This window comes from Bradyrhizobium sp. SZCCHNR1093, assembly GCF_032381175.1.
Lineage (GTDB): Bacteria > Pseudomonadota > Alphaproteobacteria > Rhizobiales > Xanthobacteraceae > Bradyrhizobium.
In genome coordinates, this window is the sequence record NZ_JAUHJJ010000001.1 from 874,653 (window position 1) to 894,803 (window position 20,151).

A 20,151-nucleotide genomic window follows, 5' to 3' on the forward strand; every position below is an offset into this window, starting at 1 on the left:
CTCTCGCCGCGCAAGCGGGGCGAGGTAAGCACCGCGCTCGCCGCAGGATCTAATTTCATGACGTCTCGGCTTTCCTCTCCTTCCACTGCGCCCGAAACCACGCCCAGGTCTGCCGCGTCACCGCGATGTAGCCCTCGCCGCGATACTTGATCTCGCCGTCGACGATCGCATGCAGTTTCGGCAATGCGTGGAACGGCACCGCGGGATAGGCGTGGTGCTCGACGTGATAGGGCATGTTCCAGGCGAGCCAGTGCACGGCGCGCGTGGTGAAGGTGGTGCGGGTGTTCTGGAAGGCGCTCCTGGTATGGTCGCAGCCGGTGTGTTCGGCGTAGAGATAGGGTCGCAACACCAATTGCCCCAGCAGCAGCGGCAGCACCCAGACCCACAGCAACAGCGCGCTTTGCAGCGCGAGCGAGCCGAGCAGCAGCAGCGCGTAGCCGGCGGCATAGGCGCGCGCCTCGCGCACGATGGTGGCGCGGCGGCCGGCAGGCACCCATGGCACCGTCACCTCGCCGGTGATCGCATGTTGCAGCAGCAGTCGCAGCCGGCCGGCCATCTGGACCAGGCCGGAATAGGCAATCGCGAGCTGCGTCTCCGAACGCGGCTTGGGGCCGACGATCAGCTCCGGATCGCGCAGGGGATCCTGGGTGTGGCGGTGATGCTCCCAATGGAACAGGCAGTAATATTCATAAGGCAGTCCGATCAGGAAGCCGGAGAGATAGCCGACCGCGAGGTTGAGCCTGCGGCTGTCGAAGGCGGTCTTGTGCGCGGTCTCGTGCACCGCCATGAACAGGAACGCGATGAGCACGCCCTGCACCGGCAGCAAGGGCAGCGCCCACAGCACACCATGCGTCGATGCGATCGCTCCGATCAGCGCACCCACGCCGATGATCGCGCCGTAATGGCTGAGCGTGCGTAGCGCGCCCTGCAGGTTGGAGCGCGTGCAGAGCTGCTGCAGCACCGGCGGTGTCAGCAGCTTCGGACGGGGCGCGAATTCGTCGGTGGGCACGTCGGTCATGTCGAACTCGGGTGTCAGCTCTGGAGAAGGGCGGAGACGTTGGCGTTGATGAAATCGCGGTCCGCCGGGATGCGGATCGGATTGCCCGCGCGGTGGCCGTGGATCGAGGGGATCGGCCGCAGCGCCGCGGAGCGGGCGTTCACGAGCTTGGGAAGTTCTCGCTCGTTGTCGCGCCAATCGAAGTAGCGGTCGGTCTGGCCCGGCATCAGCAACATGCGGGCGGTGATCGCGCCGAGCGCTCGGTCGAGATCGCCGCCGAACGCCGCGCAATTGCTGATGTCGCCGCCCTGCCAGATCGCGATCTGAGTCAGCAGGTTGTTCGCGTCGCGATGCGCGAAGGCCAAGTCCCAGGTGGCGGCGAGATAGTCCTCCTGCGAGCCAAAGCCCTGCGCGCGCCAGACCTCGTCGCGATAGAACTCGTAGGACATCGCCCAGCCCGCATAGATCCGCCCCATCGCGCGCAGGCCGGCCACCGGCTTCTCGGCGAAGCGGCCGTTGCGAAACGCGGGATCGGCCATCAGCGCCGCCTTCACCGCGTCGAGAAACAGGTGATTGTAGGGCGAGCAGCGCGCGCTGCCGCACACCACCGCCGCACGCTCCACCATGTCCGGATGACAGGCGGCCCAGTGATAGGCCTGCATGCCGCCCATCGACCAGCCATAGACCAGCGCGATCCGGCTAATCCCGAACTGCTCCTCAACGAGCCGCCGCTGCATCGCGACCGCATCGTGATAGCTGATGGACGGGAACGGCGCGTCGCCGAACAGCTCGCGCGTATTCGAGGGCGACGACGACAGCCCATTGCCGAACAGGTTCGGAATGATGACGAAGTACTTGGTGGGGTCGAGCGCGCCGCCGGGCGCGATCATCCATTCGATGTCGATATGCTGGGCACCGAACGAGGTCGGATAGAGGATGACGTTGTCCTTGGCCGCATTCAGCGTGCCGTAGGTCTTGTAGGCGAGCCGCAGCGACGGGAACGTCACGCCCGATTGCAGCACGACGTCGCCCGCCTCGAAGATCTGATAGTCGCTGCCCGCCGCCATGCACGTCATCCCGTGTGATCGATGAACGGAGCCTAGGTGATGCGCGGCCGGGCCACACGCCCATTTTTTGACATGGCATGACCGCGCAAGAGGCGCGGGCGGCAATCGCATCAGCCGAGGCCATGGGTTCGTACCCTCGCGGCCGCTCCAGCCCGAGCTCTGTCCGGATCGCCTGCCCTCTGAAACGTGAGGGCGCAGGGAAGACCGGGAGCTCGCCGCCCCCATGGCCCGCCTGCGAAAAAAAGTGCAGGCGGCAGGAACCACAGGTTCGGCTGGGACATCCCGGCCTTCCCTGCGCGATGGTCTTAACAGCTGCTTCGCGCTCTCCCTGGGGACCGGCTGTGTTGCCCCCATCGTCGGCGTGATGCGCTTCCGCACCATCATCCGGCTTGACCTCAGCATCGGGAGGCCAGGACCACGCGACTTGACTGTCCGCAACGGATCGTTCGTCGGCGCGACACCGCGCTGCGACCCGCTACGGCCACCGCATCCCTGCCTCGCGTCTCGTGACGACCGCGCGTACGCCCCTCATCGATGAGGCAGGATGGACGCAGTAGAGCACACTTTCGGTAAAAACGAAAGAAAAATATTCGAGCGCCGAAAGTGTCTCATTCCAGACCAGTTGAGCCCCGGTCATTCCGGGGCAAGGCCGCCGGCCTTGAACCCGGAATCTCGACATTGCTTTCCTCACTTCGAGATTCCGGGTTCAATCGCCAACACGCAGGCGCCTTGCGCCTGCGTGCCGACGATTGCCCCGGAATGACGGTGGACACGAAGAGCTTATCGAAACCTTGTGTTTCGCGTCAGCCGCTTGCAATCCGGCTACGCCCCTTCCAGCTGACGAGCAGAGGCCGTATGACGGCCCGACGCAACGGAATGAGACATGAACGCAGCAATCGAATTCGGCCTAGACACGTTCGGCGACGTCACCCGCAACGCGGAGGGCGCGATGGCCGCCCATGCCCAGGTGATCCGCGACGTCGTCGAGGAGGCGGTGCTGGCCGACCAGCTCGGGCTCGATTTCATCGGGCTCGGCGAGCACCATCGCGGCGATTTCGCGATCTCGGCGCCGGAGGTGGCGTTGGCGGCGATCGCCGCGCGCACCACGAAGATCAAGCTCGGCTCGGCGGTGACGGTGCTGAGCTCGGATGACCCGATCCGCGTGTTCCAGCGGTTCTCGACGCTGGACGCGGTGTCGAACGGCCGCGCCGAGGTCATCCTCGGCCGCGGCTCGTTCACCGAGTCCTTCCCGCTGTTCGGCTTCGATCTGAAGGACTACGAGGCGCTGTTCGAGGAGAAGCTCGATCTGTTCGTCAGCCTGCTGCCGCAGCAGCCGCTGACCTGGCAGGGCCAGTTGCGCCCGCCGCTGAGGGATCAACTGGTCTATCCGCCCGTCGAACATGGGCGGCTGAAGGCCTGGATCGGCGTCGGCGGCAGTCCCGAGTCCGTGGTGCGCGCCGCGCATTACGAGCTGCCGCTGATGCTCGCGATCATCGGCGGCGACCCGAAACGGTTCGCGCCCTATGTCGAGCTGTACCTTCGCGCGCTCAAGCAGTTCGGCCGCGAGACGAAGCCGATCGGCGTGCATTCGCCGGGCTATGTCGCCGACACCGACGAAGTGGCCCGCGAGGAGCTGTGGCCGGACTACAAGACCATGCGTGACCGCATCGGCCGCGAGCGCGGCTGGCCGCCGATGGGCCGCGACGAGTTCGTCCAGGAGGCCGATCACGGCTCGCTCTATGTCGGCTCGCCAGAGACGGTGGCGCAGAAGATCGCCGCGACGATCAAGGCGCTCGGCCTGTCGCGGTTCCAGCTGAAATACTCAGCCGGTCCGCTGCCGCATGCGAAACTGATGCGGAGCATCGAGCTGTATGGGCGGGTGGTGGTGCCGAGGGTGCGGGAGTTGCTGGGGGAGGGTTAAGATATCCTGCGGAGAAGGACGAGCGCGAGACCACGCACAACCGTTCTGAGTGAGCCCAGCGTTAGAATTTGTCCACCGGCAGATGTGCAGAGGTGCAGGTTTGATCAGTGACGATATTCATATTCTGCAGACGTTTCGCGAGCCGCTGATCGGTCTGCCCCTGTCTCATCTCTGGCGTGGCGCCGGATCGGCTATTTTTTTGGAGTTCGGACGGCTGACAGAACGTACGTATCTCCGTCGGGACGGGACCTCCCCCAATCCGCTTGGCGAATTCGGACTGATGATCCAGTGGAGCTGGCGCATCGAAGACAAGAAGTCGATCATGTGCGGAAGTTGGAGCGAGGAGCCGTTGTGGGAGCCAACGTTTGATCGCATTCGTAAGAAGGCTGTTTCGGACCTATCTATTTTCGGTCGGTTGCCTGAAATCGTCGTGGCTCTGTCGGATGATCTTTACGTCTCGTCATTCATGACCGCTGAAGGCGATCCACAATGGACACTCTTCGACAGACGGAACGTGGGCTTGAGGACGTTAAGCGTCGAGCGAGCGCGCCTAAAGCTGGATGTTGATCCGGCTCCTTGAGTTTCTTTGCGCGCGCGACACCCACTGCTGTCGTCCCGGCCTCCGAGCCGGGACCCATAACCCCATCTGGTTATTTGTTGCACGCGTCGCCACCATCGCGCGCCACCGAGAGATCACGCGGTATGGGTCCCGGGTCTACGCCCGGGACGACAGCGGAGAGGTGGACAGAGCACCCTCCACAACGCAGCGCTCCGTCAGGATGCGTCGAACAAGTCAGGCAGCAGCAACTCCCGCTCCCCCGCCGCAACACGCGCCAGCTCTGCTGCCGCCCACGCCAGCACGCCATCCCACGCCATCGGCTGCCCCTGCCTGAACAACCGCATGGTCGGATACCACGGGGTGTCGGCGCGGTCGCGCAGCCAGCGCCAGTCGAGCGCATAGGGCAAGAGCACCCAGACCGGGCGGCCGAGCGCGCCGGCGAGATGCGCCACCGACGTGTCGACGGAGATGACGAGGTCGAGCGCGGCAACGGCGGCCGCGGTCTCGGCGAAGTCGCTCAGCAGCGGCGCGAGATCGATGACGTCGGTGCCAAGCTCGGCGAGCCCTAGCGCATCGTCCGGTCGCGGCTCCTTCTGCAAGGAATAGAGCTGCACGCCCGGCATCACCAGCCGCGGCAGCACCGCCTGCGCGGTGAGCGAGCGCTGGCGGTCGCCCTTGTGCCTGGGATTGCCGGCCCAGACGACGCCGACTTTCAACGACGGCGCGCGCCCGAGCACGTTGCGCCACGCGGTCACCTTGATCGGATCGGCCGCAAGATAAGGCACCTCGGCCGGAATCGTCTCCAGCGTGGTACCGAAGATGCGCGGCAGATCCATCAGCGGCGCCTGCAGGTCGAATGGCGGCAGCGGCGCGCCGCGCGGCACCACGGTCACGCCCTCCAGACAGCGTAGCAGCGGCGCGATCGCCGGCTGCACCTGCAGCACGATATTGCCGCCCATCGTCTTGACGCGATCCACATAGCGCACGAATTGCAGCGCATCGCCGATGCCATATTCGGCGAACAGCAGCAACGTGCGTCCCTCAAGCGGCTCACCCTGCCATTCCGGCGCGCCGAAACGCGGCATGCCCGCGGAGAGATCAGGACAGTCGCGGCCCCAGCGATGCTCGGCGAAGCCGTTCACGAGGTCGCCGCACATCAGCAGGAAATGCGCGTGATTGTAGCGCGCGAGCGCGTTGTCGGGCGCGAGCGAAATCGCGTGATGCGAGGCCGCCAGCGCGGCGTCGATGTCGCCGGCATTACGCAGCGCCACCGCGAGATTGGCGTAGCCCTTGGCATAGGCCGGATCGGCGGCGACGGCGCGGCGATGCGCCGCGACGGCATCATCGATCTCGCCGCGCAGCTCATGGATGATGCCGAGGTTGGTATGCGCCGGGGCGTGATCGGGCTGCAGCGCCAGCGCGTGCTCGCAGGCGGCAATCGCCGCATCGAGCTGGCCTGTCCCGCACAGGCAGGCGGCGAGATTGCTGAGCACGACCACATCGGTGGGATCGAGCGCCGCGGCGCGGCGATAGGCCTCGACGGCCTCGGCCGGGCGGCCGGCCTCGTGCAGCGCGTGCCCCAGCAATCGCGCGGCCTTGGCATCGCCCGGCGCAAGATCGCCGGCGCGGCCGTAATGGATCGCGGCGTCAGCGTAGGCGCGCTGCTTGTAGAGCACGTCGCCGAGGGCGAGGTGGAGGCCAGCATCGGCCGGCTGCGCCGCCAGCGCATGCAGATAAGCGGGCACGGCCTCGTCGTATCTGGCCTGGTCGGCGAGCACATGGGCCAGCGCCCGCCATGTGCCGGGAAAGGACGGATCGCGCTCGAGCAGCGCGCGATAGGCCGCTTCCGCCTCGGCAAGCCGCCCCTGCCGGTTGAAGGCGAGCGCGAGATTCCAACGCGCGCGCAACAGCGCCGGATCAAGCGCCAGCGCGTGGCGATAGGCGGCTTCGGCCTCGGTGAAGCGGGCGAGCTCCAGCAGCGCGCTGCCGAGCTTGCTGTGAATGGCGGCATCGTGCGGCCTCAACGCTGCGGCGCGCGCAAAGGCGTCGGCAGCGCCGTCGCGCTCACCTTTCACCGCCAGCGCGTCGCCGAGCGTCACATAGGCCGGCGCATGGTTGGGATCGCGTGCGAACACGCACGCCAGCAGCTCCGCGCCGTCTGCCATGCGGCCATCGGCGAAGGCGAGGATCGCGGACAGATGCAGCGCCGGCAGATGATCCGGCACCGCCTGGAGGATGTCGCTGCACAGGGCCTTGGCCGAACCGGCACGCCCGGCATTGTAGTGATCAGCCGCCTCGATCAGCAGCCGCTCGACGGCAACAGCCCCCATGATGTCCTCAACCTCTCGCACTCGGATGCAGAGTTGAACGTGTGGCAGCGCGATTCCAGGCGAGACTCGGGGCCGAGCCGGCTCAGCCTGCCGCCACCTCCATCCGCATGGCCGCCTTGCGGGCGCGCTCGACGTCGGGCGTGCGATAGGCCGCCTCCGGAATGGTGCCCAGCCGCGACTCGTGAAGGCGCGCGCCCAGGCCATAGAACTGCTGGAAGCTCATGATCAGCGGCCGCCATTTGTCCGGGTCGATACGGTCACGCGTGCCGTCCATCAGGATGGCCTCGTCGACATGGATCCGCTGCACCCGCACCTCGAAGCACTGGATGTGCCCCCTCAGGATCGCGTCGTCGTCGGCGATGCCATGCACCGACTCGATGCGCGCTTCGAGCTGGACCGCGCATTCGGCGACGCGCGGAGCCGCAACGGTCTCCGACGCCGTTGCGGTCAGCCCCGCGGCGGCGAACTTGTCGGACACGTGGCGATAGCCCTTGCGCTGCTTCATCGCCGGCACCGGGTCCGATCCCGTGGTCTGCGCCAGGCGATCGACGGCGGCGACGAGATCGACCGACGGCAGGTTCAGCACGCACTCGCCGGTGCGGCGCATGTTCTGCGGCGTCTTCGATCCGGCGGCGAGGCCCAGCATGCAGCGCCAGCCGAGCCAGAATGCCGACGACATCGGCGCGAGATTGAAGCCGCCATCCTCATTGACGGTGCTGATGAGGACGACCGGCGTCCCAAAATAAAGGATGCCCGGCTCGATGGTCGTATGCATGGAAAGCGCTCCAGGGTGATGCATCTCGGCGGCGATTGCGCGCCGCACGGACGGGGCTCAGGCCGCCGTCTCACCCGGAGAAGTTCCTCGATGGCAGCGAAGCGCTCCACCCGATTCCCGAACGGGCCGGATCACGCGTGCGCCGGGCTTGATCTGGAGAGGTCTGCGCGCGCAAGGCTGCGGCAGTTGGCGATCCCGGCATGACTCGAACATGCGACCTACGGTTTAGGAAACCGCCGCTCTATCCAGCTGAGCTACGGGACCGGAGCCTGCACCGAAGTGCACCTGCTTCGCCGCCTCCATAGCAGACCCGGCCACCGACCGGAAGCCTCTCCGGTCGTCGCCTGAACCGGACGGCCGGCCGTGGCACAACGACGCTCGGGTCCAGTGATGGGAAGACGGTGGGAACGCGGCCGCGTGATCCCGGTTGAGGCGGGGCGCCTACCGATCACAGGCCCGTAGGGAGGGGGTGGTTTGACTATCCGGAAGGCAGCCGATGGTCTAAGAGAACGGCGCCGATCCGGACCCCGGCCTTGGGATCGCCGTATTGGTCGTGCCTGAGCGCGTCACGTGGCCGGGCCAGCCGTCCGGCGCGACGAGATCCGCTTTATCCAGCGCGCCTGCCCATTTCAGCCGAGGGAAACAGACAAGTCGATGCTCATCCGGTCGGTCATTTCAGGCGCGCTCGCAGCTCTGCTCTCCGTCGCCGCCGCAAGCGCGCAGGATACCCGCCATCTGCTGGAGTCCAAGGAGTCGCTCTACAACAACATCTATGTCTATGAGCAGGCGCCCTACCGCAGCATGACGTTCGGTCACAACCGGCGCATCTATACCGAGAGCGTCTACAACACCCGCGACGAGCTCGATCTGCCGGTCGACTATACCCGCTTCATGACCGCGAGCGTGATGTATGCCAAGGACGTCCGCTCGATCCTGGAGATCGGCTTCGGCGGTGGCCGCACCGCCTGGTACCTGCACCGCTCCCTGCCCAAGGTGCAGGTGACCTCGGTCGAGCTCGATCCGACCGTGCTGGAGCTCGCCAAGAAATATTTCGGCATCAAGGAGGAGCCGAACTTCCACGTCGCCAACCGCGACGGCCGGCTGTTCGTGCAGGAATCCAAGGAGCGCTACGACATCATCCTGATCGACGCCTATCGTGGGCCGTTCGTGCCGTTCCATCTGCTGACCAAGGAATTCTACCAGCTCGTCAAGGACCATCTCGCCGAGGGCGGCGTGGTGGCGCAGAACGTCGAGCCGTCGACCATGCTGTTCGACGCCGCGGTCAAGACCATTCACAGCGTGTTCCCGCAGGTCGACTTCTACGAGGCCGGCGGCAACATCGTCATGGTCGGCTATCTCGGCGACGAGCGGAAGCCCGAGGATCTCGCCGCCATCGCGCAGGAGCGCGACAAGGAGTTCGGCTTCCGCTACAAGCTTGCCGAGATGCTGGCGCAGCGCAAGCGCATCGAGATCGACGGCGGCCAGGTGATCGATGCAAACGCCAAGGTGCTGACAGACGACTTCGCGCCGGTCGAGGCGCTGAAGAGCATCGAGCGCCACAACAGGAAGCTGCCGTGAGCGCGCCGGTGTCACGCTCGGGCCTGCTGGCGATCTATCTCTGCTCGTTCCTGGTCGGCTGCGTGCTGATGGGCTTCGAGATGCTCGGCAGCCGCTATCTCAACCCGTATTTCGGCAGCGGCATCGGCGCCTGGGCCAGCCTGATCTCGACGGTGCTGTGCGCGCTCGCGATCGGCTATTTCGCCGGCAGCGCCATCGTCGACCGGCAGCCGACGACGCGCACCATCGGCACCATGATCCTGATCGCCGCCGCCTACATGGCGCTCGTGCCGGCGACGGCCGACATCGTCATGGCCGACATCCTCGACACGGTCGGCGACGGTCCGGCGGCCACGCTGATGGCCTCGACCGCGCTGCTGCTGGTGCCGCTGACCCTGCTCGGCACCTTCTCCCCGATCGCCGTCAGCCTGTTGACGCGCTCGGCCGACGAGGCCGGCCGCGTCGCCGGATTGGTCTACGGCGTCTCGACCATCGGCAACGTCGTCGGCACGCTGGTCACGACCTTCGCGCTGATCCCGACGATCGGCTCGCGCGCGATCACCTATTATTTCGCGGTGGCGCTGGCTGTCTGCGCCGGCATCCTGTTCATTCCGTTCGGCAAGAAGACGTCCTGATTTTCATTTTGAAGAGCTTCTCGATGACTGAGTTCTGGCCTCGCCTGACCGCTACGGTGGCAATGGCGGCATTGCTGTTTGCATCCCCCGCGGCACGCGCCGCAGAGGCGCAGATCGAGCTCTGGGACGGGCAGCGCGCGATGGCCCATATCGCGGACCTGCTGAAATTCACGCCGCGCTCGATGGGCGAGCCGGGCCATCAGAAGACGATCGACTACATCAAGGCCGCGATGGCCAAGAGCGCGGCGGACGCGGTGCTGACGCAGAGCTTCACCGCCAAGGGCGACGACGGCAAGACGATCCCGCTGACCAACATCATCGCCCGCTTCCAGGCGCAGAACCCGCGCCGCATCATCGTCGCGACGCATTACGACAGCATCGTCAAGGCCTATCGCGACCCGAAATCGCCGGACGTACCGATGCCGGGGGCCAACAACTCCGCCTCGGCGGTCGCGCTGCTGCTGGAGACCGCACGCGTGCTGTCGCTGTCGCCGAAGCCCGACGTCGGCATCGACATGATCTTCTTCGACGGCGAGGAGGGGCCGAAATCGCTCGGCGCCGGCGATCCGACCTGGCGTCCGCTGGGCTCGCCGCATTTCGCGGCCAATCTGAAGACCTATTATCCGGCGCACAAGCCGGAGAAGGCGGTCGATTTCGACATGGTCTGCGACAAGGATCTCAAGCTGCAGCCGGAGCCCTCGTCGCTGGCCTCGGCGCTGCCCGAGGTCAAGAGGTTCTGGAGCATCGGCAGCCGTATCGCGCCATCGGCGTTCTCGCCGGAGCCCACGGCGTATCCGATCAGCGACGACCACACGGCGCTGCAGCAGGCCGGGATTCCGAGCTTCCTCGTCATCGACTTCGACTACGAGCCCTATTTCAACACCACGCAGGATACGATCGAGCAGTGCTCGGCGCAGAGCCTGGAGACCGTCGGCCGCACCCTGCTGCGCTACCTCTATACGCCTTGATGCGCCCGAGCTGCGGCAGGCGGCGCGCTCACGCCGCCCGCGCCCGTGCCTTCAGCGGATCCGACGCGACCTCTGATGCGCGCGCCAGCAGGCCGGGCACGAGCGCTTCGGCCGCCTCAGCGCCCGAGATCACCACGGCCTCGACGCCCGCTCCGGCATTGCCGCCGCCGGCGATGACGAGGTTGCGCAGCGGAGCCTTGGCGCCCTTCAGCCGTCCCGACCGGGCCAGGCCATAGATCGCACCGTCGCTGGCGAGGTCGTAGCGCGCATAGGTCACGGGGCTGGCGTCGGTGCGGTAGACGATGTGCTGCGACAGGCCGGGAATGATGGTCTCGGCGGCCGCGACCATGGCATCGCCGAGCTGCTGCTTGCGCGCCTCGTAGTCCGGCGAGCGGCGCCACGCCTTCCAGTCGTCGCCGCCCTCGCCCGGAAACCAGCCCTTGGCCTGCTCGTGAGGAACGAGGGTGATGATCGTCATCGTCGCATGTCCGTCGGGCGCAGCCGACGGATCGAGCTTGGACATCACCGCGAGGCCGATCCCCATCGGCGAGTCGAGATGCGTGGTGGGCGCGATGTCGGGCACCATGTCGAGGCCGAGATGCACCGAGAAGCACGACGTGGCCGGCGCGAGGGTGCGGGCACGCTCACGAAAGACGGCGGGCAGATCGTCGGGCCTCAGAAGCTCGGTCAAGGTGCGGCCGAGATCGGCATTCGAGACCACCGCCTGCGCGCGGACCGTGCGGCCATTGCCGAGCACGACACCGGCGGCACGGCCGTCCTCGACCAGAATGCGCGCGACCTTGGATTTCAGATGCACCTCGCCGCCCCGGGCAGTGACCGCCTCGGCGAGCACGTCCGCGAGGTGGCCGGAGCCGCCGACCGGATAAAAGCCGCCCTTGAAGTAGTAGCCGAAGATCGGGACCATCTGGGCGCAGCTCAGCTTCTCGCTGCCGTCGCCGAGATAGCCCGACAGCGCATTGAGATAGGCGATCAGCTCGGGATCGGAGACATGGGCGGCGACCAGCTCGTCAAACGGGCGGTTCATCCAGCGGTACGCCTGCGGATGCTTGCGCGGGAAGGCCAGCATCTCCTCCAATGTGGCCGGCATGCCGGGAATGCCGCTGCGGCCCTGCCCCGTCGCATACATGCTCTCGAAGATGGCATGGATGGTGTCGAACAGCTGGGTCAGCCCGTCCGCGCTGGCCGGAAACATCTCGCAGAGCAGTCGGACATAGGCGCGCCAGTCCTCGGGCACGTCGATGCGGCGGCCGGCGAGACGGTAGGAGTGAATGACCCGCTTCCACTGGATGCGGTTGGCGACGCCGAGCCGGCGCAGCACGCTGTCGACCGGCCCGCCGAGCCAGACGCCGGAGAAATCGTGCGGCCCGGCATCGAAGCGATACAGCACGGGCTTGTTGTCGTGGTGGGCCTTGCGCAGATAAGTGTGGCAGAAGCCGCCGGGCACGACGTGGTGGTCGAACACCTTCACCTTCAGCCCGGACTCCGCGAGCAGGGCTGCCGCCGTCAGCCCGCCGATGCCCGCGCCGATCACCGCGACGTCGCACTCGGTGTCGGCCGCCTGGGTGAAGCTCGGCGCCGGCCATTGGCACTCCTCGCGCGCGGCCCGCATGCGCAGCAAGGCCTGGCGAATCGCGAAGCGCGGGCCGAAGATCGAGATCAGCGCGCCGCCGACGACGATCATCGTCGTGATCCAGGAGGCGACGCCGGCCCAGCGGCACAGGCCGAGCACGAGGAACAGGACGCCCCAGAGCCCGGTCATCATCATGTTGATCAGGTGGAACTGGGGCGTCGCGGCGCTGTCGGCATAGGCCGACCGGGAATAGTCCGCGGTCCAGGGACGACCGACGGCGAGCGAAGCAAAGCTGATGAGGCCGAGCCCTGCGAAGGACAGCCACAGCGCATTGCCGGCCGTCCAATTCGGCGCGACGTCGTTGGCGATCGCCAGCACGACGAACAGCGCGAGGCTTCCGAGTTCCAGCGGCGCGAGCTGGCCCCGGGAGGCGCGCCAGACATTGGCGGCCAGCGCCAGGCCCAGCGCGGACCACACCGCCCATGCCGGCTGGTGCCAGGCCAGTAGCGCCCAGAACACGACGAACGGCAGCAGCGCCAGCTTGACCGTGAGGAACACTTTCATGGCCGCCTCCTCCGCGCCGGACGCGCGCAGTTTATCTTTCCATTGTCAAGATATTCATAGGAGCGCTCGCCCGGTTCCGTCAACACCAATCTTTCCAACGTCAAGATTAGTTTTGTCAACTACGGCGGGATGAAAATGGTGGAAAGATGCTGCGTATCGTTCCGGCGCCACAGCAAGGTGCGATTCACGAGCGGCACCGCCGTCAATGCCGACCCGACTGTGGCAACCAGATCACGGAACCACGGCAAATAAAGAAGAAAGTCGCAAATTACGCAGCATTGGAGTCACACCTCGCCGCAAAATGGCGACAATCTCCCGTCATCTGAGGCGGGGAGCCGCTGAGGATTGCCGTTCGTGTACCCACCCCGCCTGCCAGTACTGATCTTTGCAGCGATCACCTGCTTGCCCGCCGTGCAACCTCCACGCGCGCACGCAGAGTGGTGGAGCCGCTCCCCGACGGATTTCGAGGAATGCGCCGACGCCGCCGAGAAGTCGGCCTCCAAGGAGGAGAAGACGGCGGCGCTGGCGCAGTGCAACGCTAAATTTGCCGGGAGACGGAAGCCGGGCGGCGGCTATGTCTATTACGACTTCATGCAGGATCGCAGCTTCGACATTGCCGGTCCCAATCCCACGGCCGAAGAGCAGAAGTTCATCGACCAGCAGTATACGCAATACCTCGAGCGCCAGCGCCACGCCAACATGAGCTCGGCGATGATGTCGCGGCCGCAAACGCAGGACCTCCAGCCCTCGCTCAGGGACATGACGGCGCGGGCCGCGATCGAGCCGCCGAAGCCGGCCATGCCGGCCCCGCCGCCGCAACGGCCGAGCAAGCCGCCGGCTTCGTCCGCGCAAGGCGGATTGCCACCGCCGACGTCGAACGTGGAGGCACGCGCCCGCATCAAGGCGGCGCAATGTGCCAAGGACGGCTGGCGCCGCGATTCGTTCTCGTGCAACTTTCCGGTCCTGTCCGAGAAGCTCGACGAACTGAAGCGGATGTTCACCGGCCCGAGCCAGACCGCGGCCGCGCCGCCCGGAGCCAAGGCGCCGAAACGGGCCGAAGCCAGGAACTGAGCCGCGCGCGACACGTTCCCCCTGTGCGACCATTCTGCACGCGGCTTGTAACGCCGCGTGCAAGCCCATAGGTTTTGTCGGCGTGGGGCGCAGGAGGCAGGGTCATGGGTCTACTCGATATCCTCAACGGCATGCAGAACGGCCCGAACGGGCCGAGTCATCCGACCACGCAGAAGAGCGGCGGCATGTCGCCGATGACGATGGCGATCCTCGCTTTGCTGGCGTGGAAAGCGGTGAAGCATTTCTCGCAGAATGGGCAGCAGCCGAACGCGGCGCCAGCGCCGGTCCCGCCGCCCCAGCCGACCGGGAATCAAGGCGGACCGCTCGGCGGCGGATTGAGTGGCGGCCTCGGCAACATCATCGCCGGCGGCCTCGGCGGCCTGCTTGCGGGCGGTGCCGCCGGCAGCGTGCTGTCGGGCGGGCTCGGCGATCTCCTGCGCCAGTTCCAGGACAAGGGCCATGGCGACACCGCGAACTCCTGGGTCTCCCCCGGCGAGAACAAGCCGATCTCGCCCGGCGATCTCGCCAATGCGCTCGGCGCCGATCAGATCGATCAGCTCACCGCGCAGAGCGGGCTGTCGCGCGAGGAGCTGTTGAACGGGCTGAGCCAGTACCTGCCGAAAGTGATCGATCAGCTCACGCCGGACGGGCGGCTGCCGACCGAGCACGAGTTGGCGGGCCGGATCTGACGCTCCGCGATCGCTGACGGGAAGGACGACACTCATGCTGCACATTCTGATCGTCGGGCTGGTCGCCGGCTTCCTGGCGCGGCTTCTATCGCCGGGTCCCAACAATCCCTCCGGCTTCATCCTGACCATCGTGCTCGGAATCCTCGGCGCGTTCCTCGCCACCGCCATCGGGCAGGCCATCGGCCGCTACGGCCCCGACCAGGGCGCGGGCTACGTGACCGCGACCCTCGGCGCGGTCGTGGTGCTATTCATCTGGAACAGGCTGGTCGCCAGCGGCACGATCCGCGATTTCAATCGGTAACCGCCTCACGCCACGTCATTGCGAGCGACCACAGCGGCCGCTCGCCATGACCATTTCACCCCAACAGATGCATCCCCGCATCCATGCGCACGACCTCGCCGGTCATGTGGCCTGACGCCGGACTCGCCAGGAACGCCACGAGCTGCGCGATATCCTCGGCGGATGAAGCCGCGCGCAGCGGCACCCGCGCCACCACGGCATCGCGCACCTGCTTGGCGCCGGCCTCGCCGCGGCCCTTGGTGAACCAGGGCGTATCGATATAGCCGGGGCAGACGGTGTTGACGCGGATCGCGGGCGCCAGGGCGCGGGCCAGCGACAGCGTCATCGTGTTGAGCGCGCCCTTGCTGGCGGCGTAGGCAACCGACGAGCCGACGCCGCTGATGCCGGCCACCGACGAGACGTTGACGACCGCGGACGCACGCGCCGTCGCCTTGGCCGCCGCTTCGAGCAGCGGCCGCGCAGCGCGCACCATCTGGAAGGGGCCGATGGTGTTGACCGCGAAGATGCGTTGGAAATCCTCGGCCGAAAGGCCGTCGAGCTGATCGTGCGGTACGTGCTTGGTGGTGCCGGCATTGTTGACGAGCGCATCCAGCCGGCCCCAGGCCGCAGCGGCGGCGACGATCTTGCGGCAATCCTCGTCGCGCGACACGTCGCCTTGGACGACGACGACCTCGGCACCTTCCTTGCGGCAGAGATCGGCAGTCTGCTCGGCCTCACTCTTGCTGTTCGAATAGTTCACGACGATGCGCATGCCGGCCTTCGCCAGCAGCAACGCGGTCGCGGCTCCGAGGCCGGACGCCGAACCCGTCACGATCGCGCACAGACCTTCAGCCATTCCGCACCTCCCTGTTTGCTTTGCTTCTTCTTAGCCAACATCGCTGCATCTGCAAAATCGGCAAAATCTCCGCAGCGCGGAAATCGCTCGCCTCCATGCGGCGAGCGGACGGGGCCCTGCAGCGGGCTACGCTTGTCAGGACCGTCGCTTGCGCTCATCATGCCGGCAAAACATCGCCGGCGCGCGCAGGACATGGCGCGCCGAGACCGACGACAACGAGGGCGAGGAGCGCTGTGGCGGAAGCTGAGAACATCGTCGTTGCGACCGCGGAAAAGATCTTCGCCGATCTCGCCGACCCGCAGACGATCAATCACGACAAGGACGGCCGCTGGACGGCGCCGCTGTGGCGGGCGCTGAGCGAGGCCGGCCTGCCGCTCGCCTGGGTGGGCGAGGAGTTCGGCGGCGCCGGCACTGACCTCGCCGACGGCTTTGAGATCATCAATGCCGCCGGCCGTTTTGCGATTGCGGTGCCGCTGGCCGAGACGCTGCTCGCGGGCTGGCTGCTGCAGCAAGGCGGCATTGCCTCGCCCGACGGCCCCATGACGATCGCGCCGGCTCATCCGAGGGACCGGATCACGCTCGACACCGACGGCACATTGTCCGGCCGCGCCCGCGGCGTGCCGTTCGCCAGGACGGCGCAGCATGTTGCCGTGCTCGCCCAGGGCGGAGACGGCGTGTCGATCGCGCTGGTCGAGACCGCGCGCCTGCGCATCGAGGCGGGCCTCAACCTCGCCAACGATCCCAGCGACACGGTGACGTTCGACACAATCACGCCGCTGGCACGCCGGCCAGCACCGGCCGGCTTCGACGCCACGACCTTGATGCTGATGGGCGGCGTCGCCCGCGGACTGCAGATCGCCGGCGCGCTGGATCGGCTGCTCGCGATCAGCGTCAACTATGCCGGTGAGCGCGTCGCCTTCGAGAAGCCGATCGGCAAATTCCAGGCGGTGCAGCACAACCTGGCACGGCTGGCCGGTGAGAGCGCCGCCGCGAGCGCGGCCGCGACATCCGCCGCGGATGCGATCGCGCGTGCCGGCGCATTCGACGAGGCGGTGTTTCTCGAAGCCGCCGCGGCCAAGATCCGCTGCGCCGAGGCCGCCGAAAAGGGCGCGGCGATCGCGCATCAGGTCCACGGCGCGATCGGCTTCACCACCGAGCACATCCTGCATCGCTTCTCGCTGCGCGCGCTCGCCTGGCGCGACGATTTCGGCTCCGAGAGTCATTGGGCCGTCGAGCTCGGCAGGCGCGTCGCCGCGCGCGGCGCCGATGAGCTGTGGCCGCTGGTCGCCTCGCGCTGACGACGAAGGGGATTGCCGCATGACCGCACTTCGTTTCGATCCGATCCGCCTGCCGAGGGAATGCGAGGAGCTCCGCAAGGAGGTGCGCGCCTTCCTCGCTGATGAGATCGCGGCCGGCACCTTCAACCCGTACCAGCCCAAGCGCGAGGATGCCGACGCACGTGAGTTTGCGGCCCGCGTCGGCGCGCGCGGCTGGATCGGCATGACATGGCCGAAACGATATGGCGGCCACGAGCGCTCGTTCCTGGAGCGCTACGTCGTGACCGAGGAGATGCGGGTCGCCAACGCGCCGGTCAGGCGCTTCTTCGTCGCCGACCGGCAGAGCGGACCGATCCTGCTGCGCTACGCACCCGAGCATATCAAGATGGACATCCTGCCGCGCATCTGCCGCGGCGAATTGTGCTTCGCGATCGGCATGAGCGAGCCGAACTCGGGATCCGACCTGTTCGCCGCCAAGACGCGCGCGACCAAGACCGAGGGCGGCTGGCTGATCAACGGCTCGAAGATCTGGACGACGTCGGCGCACATGGCCGATTACATGATCGCGATCTTCCGCACCTCGCCGTCGACCAAGGAGAACAGGCGTCATGGCTTGACGCAGTTCCTGGTGAACATGAAATCGCCCGGCATCAAGGTGAATCCGATTGGCCAGATCACCGGGCAGAAGGAGTTCAACGAGGTCGTCTTCACCGACGCCTTCGTGCCGGACGATCATCAGCTCGGCGAGATCGACGGCGCCTGGAAGCAGGCCACCTCCGAGCTCGCCTATGAGCGCTCGGGGCCGGAGCGTTTCCTCGAAACCTATTACGTGCTGACCGAGCTGGTGCGCGCGGTCGGTCCCGATCCGGACACGCGCAGCGCCGAGGGCATCGGCCGGCTGGTGGCGCAGCTGCATGCGATGCGGCGGATGTCGGTGTCGGTGGCCGGCATGCTGCAGGCCGGCAAGGAGCCGGTGGTCGAGGCCTCGATCGTCAAGGACGTCGGCACGGTATGGGAGCAGCAGCTGCCGCACCGCGTCCGCGACCTCGCCGCCTTCGTCGAGGAGAACGCAGGAAATCGCGAAACCTTGGAGAACCAGCTGACATTTGCGATGCAGACCGCGCCGAAGCTGACGATCCAGGGCGGCACCACTGAGGTGCTGCGCGGCATCATCGCCCGCGGGCTGGGACTGAGGTGAGGCAGACAGCATTCCGGCGGTCGCGAACTGATAGCGCTGGCAATGAACCGTCGTCGCGAGCGCAGCGAAGCGATTCAGAGCCGCGCCAAGATTCTGGATTGCTTCGCTTCGCTCGCAACGACGCCCGGAAAGCAGAATCGGAGACCACAACCATGACCCACTTTCCTGACATCGGGGTCGAGATCCACGGCCATGTCGGCCTGATCGAGATTCGCCGGCCGCCGCTCAACTTCTTCGACATTTCGCTGATCAACCAGATCGCCGACGCGCTCGAAGGCTTCGACCGCGACATCGAGATCCGCGCCTCGGTGCTGGCGGCCCAGGGCAAGGCGTTCTGCGCCGGCGCCAACTTCACCGATCCGGCGCGCCAGGCGCAGGAAGCGGCCGGCGCAAAGGGCGATCCGGCCGACAGCCTCGGGGCGATCAACCACCTCTACATGCAGGCCGTGCGGATCTTCCGCTGCAAGAAACCGGTGGTCGCCGCCGTGCACGGCGCCGCAATCGGTGGCGGGCTCGGCCTCGCCGTCTCGGCCGACTTCCGCGTCACCTGTCCGGAAGCGCGCTTCTCCGCCAATTTCACCAAGCTCGGCTTCCATCCCGGCTTCGGGCTGACGGTGACGCTGCCCGAGCTGATCGGCAAGAACAACGCCGAGCTGATGTTCTACACCAGCCGCCGTGTCACCGGCGAAGAGGCGCTGAAGATGGGGCTCGCCAATGAATGCGTGCCGCAGGACCAGGTGCGGACAGCAGCGATGAAGCTCGCCGCCGAGATCGCCGAATGCTCGCCGCTCGGCCTGCTGTCGACCCGCGCGACGATGCGCGCCAGCCTCGCCGACCGTGTGATGGCAGCAACCGAGCACGAGCTCGCCGAACAGACCCGGCTGCGCGCGACCGAGGATTTCAAGGAAGGCGTCAAGGCAACGGAGGAGCGGCGCTTCGCGAACTTCAAGGGGCGGTGACGAGCCTCGAGCTTCCAACGTCGTCATGGCCGGGCCATGACGAGCAACTAACTGGCGACCGCCCCCTGCAACGCGAAGGCAACGCCGCCAATCGTGAAACAACCGCCTGAAACCGCATAGCCACGGGCGCGCGCGGCGTCGGCCACACGTGCAGCATCGGCGACGCGGAACGTCAGGCCGCTCATGAGTTCGCGCTCGCCGGGTTCGACACGGATACGGGCGTTCGGCAAGTACAACTGCTCAACACCATCGCTGCCGGCCGCCGGCACCACGTCGAGAATCCGCCCCCAATGCGCGGCGAGCGAGGTCGGCTCGGGGCTCCGCAGCACCACCTCGGTCATCGCCGTCGTCACGTCGCTGCGGATCGCGCGCGTCCAATCCGGCCCGGCGGGCGGATAGGCGCCAAGCACATCGTCGCTGCCCTCGGTGTGATTGAGCTCGATGAAGGCGGCGCGGCAGTCACGCGGATGCAGTTGCACACCGTGATAGGGCGGATGATCGATCACGTTGGCGGTCCGCACACCCATCTCGTTGGCGCGGGCGGCGCGGCCATCGGGATCATCGCAGGAAAAGATCGCCATGTAGCCGCCGCGGCCGCCGGTCTTGTCGAGGAAGCGTCCCGCCGCGGTGTCCTCGCGGGTCGGCGCAATCACCTCGAGCAGGATCGGCCCGACCGGCAGCAGCGCATTCTCCAGTCCGTATTTGGCGACATGCAGATCGCGGTAGCAGACCTCCAGCCCCATGATCGCGGTGATGTCCGAGACCACCGGCTCGAGCCGGGGCGCGACCAGGCAGATCTGACGGAGGTGGAGGTAAGGCATCGCAGCCCTCTTTGAGGAATCACGTGTTCACACAAG

The 20,151-nt window shown here is 66.8% G+C and carries 18 protein-coding genes and 1 tRNA gene; 11 read left to right on the plus strand and 8 right to left on the minus strand.

Going from position 1 to position 20,151, the window contains the following annotated elements:
- Positions 1 to 55 precede the first annotated feature (55 nt).
- Both QX070_RS04115 and QX070_RS04120 read right to left on the minus strand, forming a co-directional pair.
- On the minus strand, positions 56 to 1,018 hold the full coding sequence (locus QX070_RS04115) for a fatty acid desaturase (protein WP_315735105.1): 963 nt from the start codon (positions 1,016 to 1,018) through the stop codon (positions 56 to 58).
- 14 nt (positions 1,019 to 1,032) lie between these two features.
- Positions 1,033 to 2,064, minus strand: a complete 1,032-nt coding sequence (locus tag QX070_RS04120; RefSeq protein ID WP_315735107.1) for an alpha/beta fold hydrolase — start codon at positions 2,062 to 2,064, stop codon at positions 1,033 to 1,035.
- An 883-nt stretch (positions 2,065 to 2,947) separates the two neighbouring features.
- On the opposite strand from QX070_RS04120, the gene QX070_RS04125 reads away from it, so the two are divergent.
- Together QX070_RS04125 and QX070_RS04130 are read left to right on the plus strand one after the other, a co-directional pair.
- Positions 2,948 to 3,985 (plus strand): LLM class flavin-dependent oxidoreductase, encoded by a 1,038-nt coding sequence (locus QX070_RS04125; RefSeq protein ID WP_315735109.1) that lies wholly within the window; start codon positions 2,948 to 2,950, stop codon positions 3,983 to 3,985.
- A 100-nt stretch (positions 3,986 to 4,085) separates the two neighbouring features.
- Complete coding sequence (locus tag QX070_RS04130; protein ID WP_315735111.1) at positions 4,086 to 4,565, plus strand: hypothetical protein; 480 nt, start codon at positions 4,086 to 4,088, stop codon at positions 4,563 to 4,565.
- A gap of 194 nt (positions 4,566 to 4,759) precedes the next feature.
- On the opposite strand, the gene QX070_RS04135 is transcribed toward QX070_RS04130, so the two are convergent.
- The 3 genes from QX070_RS04135 to QX070_RS04145 all read right to left on the minus strand — a co-directional run bounded on the left by QX070_RS04135 (position 4,760) and on the right by QX070_RS04145 (position 7,913).
- Positions 4,760 to 6,874 (minus strand): tetratricopeptide repeat protein, encoded by a 2,115-nt coding sequence (locus tag QX070_RS04135; protein WP_315735114.1) that lies wholly within the window; start codon positions 6,872 to 6,874, stop codon positions 4,760 to 4,762.
- A gap of 82 nt (positions 6,875 to 6,956) precedes the next feature.
- The gene (locus QX070_RS04140) at positions 6,957 to 7,649 is read right to left on the minus strand and encodes a flavin reductase family protein (protein ID WP_315735116.1); all 693 of its coding nucleotides are present in this window, start codon (positions 7,647 to 7,649) and stop codon (positions 6,957 to 6,959) included.
- A gap of 187 nt (positions 7,650 to 7,836) precedes the next feature.
- Positions 7,837 to 7,913, minus strand: a tRNA-Arg gene (locus QX070_RS04145).
- Positions 7,914 to 8,303: 390 nt separating this feature from the next.
- Here QX070_RS04145 and QX070_RS04150 point away from each other — a divergent pair.
- From QX070_RS04150 to QX070_RS04160, 3 genes are read left to right on the plus strand one after another with little or no spacing between them, the layout of a single operon-like run.
- A complete protein-coding gene (locus QX070_RS04150) occupies positions 8,304 to 9,227 on the plus strand; it encodes a fused MFS/spermidine synthase (RefSeq protein ID WP_315735118.1) in 924 nt (307 codons plus the stop codon).
- Positions 9,224 to 9,841 carry a fused MFS/spermidine synthase gene (locus tag QX070_RS04155; RefSeq protein ID WP_315735121.1) on the plus strand — a complete coding sequence of 206 codons (618 nt, stop codon included), beginning with the start codon at positions 9,224 to 9,226 and terminating at the stop codon, positions 9,839 to 9,841. Before QX070_RS04150 ends, QX070_RS04155 begins: the two co-directional genes overlap by 4 nt.
- A gap of 23 nt (positions 9,842 to 9,864) precedes the next feature.
- On the plus strand, positions 9,865 to 10,809 hold the full coding sequence (locus QX070_RS04160) for a M28 family peptidase (RefSeq protein WP_315735123.1): 945 nt from the start codon (positions 9,865 to 9,867) through the stop codon (positions 10,807 to 10,809).
- A 28-nt stretch (positions 10,810 to 10,837) separates the two neighbouring features.
- On the opposite strand, the gene QX070_RS04165 is transcribed toward QX070_RS04160, so the two are convergent.
- Complete coding sequence (locus tag QX070_RS04165; protein ID WP_315735125.1) at positions 10,838 to 12,964, minus strand: FAD-dependent oxidoreductase; 2,127 nt, start codon at positions 12,962 to 12,964, stop codon at positions 10,838 to 10,840.
- Positions 12,965 to 13,318: 354 nt separating this feature from the next.
- On the opposite strand from QX070_RS04165, the gene QX070_RS04170 reads away from it, so the two are divergent.
- The 3 genes from QX070_RS04170 to QX070_RS04180 all read left to right on the plus strand — a co-directional run bounded on the left by QX070_RS04170 (position 13,319) and on the right by QX070_RS04180 (position 15,025).
- A complete protein-coding gene (locus tag QX070_RS04170) occupies positions 13,319 to 14,035 on the plus strand; it encodes a hypothetical protein (RefSeq protein ID WP_315735127.1) in 717 nt (238 codons plus the stop codon).
- Between the two features lie 104 nt (positions 14,036 to 14,139).
- On the plus strand, positions 14,140 to 14,724 hold the full coding sequence (locus QX070_RS04175; RefSeq protein ID WP_315735129.1) for a YidB family protein: 585 nt from the start codon (positions 14,140 to 14,142) through the stop codon (positions 14,722 to 14,724).
- A 34-nt stretch (positions 14,725 to 14,758) separates the two neighbouring features.
- Complete coding sequence (locus QX070_RS04180; RefSeq protein WP_315735131.1) at positions 14,759 to 15,025, plus strand: GlsB/YeaQ/YmgE family stress response membrane protein; 267 nt, start codon at positions 14,759 to 14,761, stop codon at positions 15,023 to 15,025.
- 55 nt (positions 15,026 to 15,080) lie between these two features.
- On the opposite strand, the gene QX070_RS04185 is transcribed toward QX070_RS04180, so the two are convergent.
- Positions 15,081 to 15,860, minus strand: coding sequence for an SDR family oxidoreductase (locus QX070_RS04185; RefSeq protein WP_315735132.1), 780 nt, complete (start codon positions 15,858 to 15,860; stop codon positions 15,081 to 15,083).
- Positions 15,861 to 16,093: 233 nt separating this feature from the next.
- Here QX070_RS04185 and QX070_RS04190 point away from each other — a divergent pair, with 233 nt between their 5' ends.
- The 3 genes from QX070_RS04190 to QX070_RS04200 all read left to right on the plus strand — a co-directional run bounded on the left by QX070_RS04190 (position 16,094) and on the right by QX070_RS04200 (position 19,294).
- Entirely contained in the window at positions 16,094 to 17,158 is a 1,065-nt protein-coding gene (locus tag QX070_RS04190) for an acyl-CoA dehydrogenase family protein (RefSeq protein ID WP_315735133.1), read from the plus strand.
- 19 nt (positions 17,159 to 17,177) lie between these two features.
- Positions 17,178 to 18,335 carry an acyl-CoA dehydrogenase family protein gene (locus QX070_RS04195; RefSeq protein WP_315735136.1) on the plus strand — a complete coding sequence of 386 codons (1,158 nt, stop codon included), beginning with the start codon at positions 17,178 to 17,180 and terminating at the stop codon, positions 18,333 to 18,335.
- A gap of 152 nt (positions 18,336 to 18,487) precedes the next feature.
- A complete protein-coding gene (locus QX070_RS04200) occupies positions 18,488 to 19,294 on the plus strand; it encodes an enoyl-CoA hydratase/isomerase family protein (RefSeq protein WP_315735138.1) in 807 nt (268 codons plus the stop codon).
- Positions 19,295 to 19,341: 47 nt separating this feature from the next.
- Here the strand turns inward: QX070_RS04200 and QX070_RS04205 are convergent, their stop codons facing one another.
- Entirely contained in the window at positions 19,342 to 20,115 is a 774-nt protein-coding gene (locus tag QX070_RS04205) for a hypothetical protein (protein ID WP_315735140.1), read from the minus strand.
- Between the last annotated feature and the right edge of the window lie 36 nt (positions 20,116 to 20,151).

What these genes read in the sequence shown, in the direction of transcription:
- QX070_RS04200 (WP_315735138.1), top strand. Translation starts at nt 18,488, where the DNA reads ATGACCCACTTTCCTGACATCGGGGTCGAGATCCACGGCCATGTCGGC.
- QX070_RS04115 (WP_315735105.1), bottom strand. Translation starts at nt 1,018, where the DNA reads ATGACCGACGTGCCCACCGACGAATTCGCGCCCCGTCCGAAGCTGCTG.
- QX070_RS04160 (WP_315735123.1), top strand. Translation starts at nt 9,865, where the DNA reads ATGACTGAGTTCTGGCCTCGCCTGACCGCTACGGTGGCAATGGCGGCA.
- QX070_RS04180 (WP_315735131.1), top strand. Translation starts at nt 14,759, where the DNA reads ATGCTGCACATTCTGATCGTCGGGCTGGTCGCCGGCTTCCTGGCGCGG.
- QX070_RS04195 (WP_315735136.1), top strand. Translation starts at nt 17,178, where the DNA reads ATGACCGCACTTCGTTTCGATCCGATCCGCCTGCCGAGGGAATGCGAG.
- QX070_RS04150 (WP_315735118.1), top strand. Translation starts at nt 8,304, where the DNA reads ATGCTCATCCGGTCGGTCATTTCAGGCGCGCTCGCAGCTCTGCTCTCC.
- QX070_RS04185 (WP_315735132.1), bottom strand. Translation starts at nt 15,860, where the DNA reads ATGGCTGAAGGTCTGTGCGCGATCGTGACGGGTTCGGCGTCCGGCCTC.
- QX070_RS04125 (WP_315735109.1), top strand. Translation starts at nt 2,948, where the DNA reads ATGAACGCAGCAATCGAATTCGGCCTAGACACGTTCGGCGACGTCACC.
- QX070_RS04165 (WP_315735125.1), bottom strand. Translation starts at nt 12,964, where the DNA reads ATGAAAGTGTTCCTCACGGTCAAGCTGGCGCTGCTGCCGTTCGTCGTG.
- QX070_RS04205 (WP_315735140.1), bottom strand. Translation starts at nt 20,115, where the DNA reads ATGCCTTACCTCCACCTCCGTCAGATCTGCCTGGTCGCGCCCCGGCTC.
- QX070_RS04120 (WP_315735107.1), bottom strand. Translation starts at nt 2,064, where the DNA reads ATGGCGGCGGGCAGCGACTATCAGATCTTCGAGGCGGGCGACGTCGTG.
- QX070_RS04175 (WP_315735129.1), top strand. Translation starts at nt 14,140, where the DNA reads ATGGGTCTACTCGATATCCTCAACGGCATGCAGAACGGCCCGAACGGG.
- QX070_RS04140 (WP_315735116.1), bottom strand. Translation starts at nt 7,649, where the DNA reads ATGCATACGACCATCGAGCCGGGCATCCTTTATTTTGGGACGCCGGTC.
- QX070_RS04135 (WP_315735114.1), bottom strand. Translation starts at nt 6,874, where the DNA reads ATGGGGGCTGTTGCCGTCGAGCGGCTGCTGATCGAGGCGGCTGATCAC.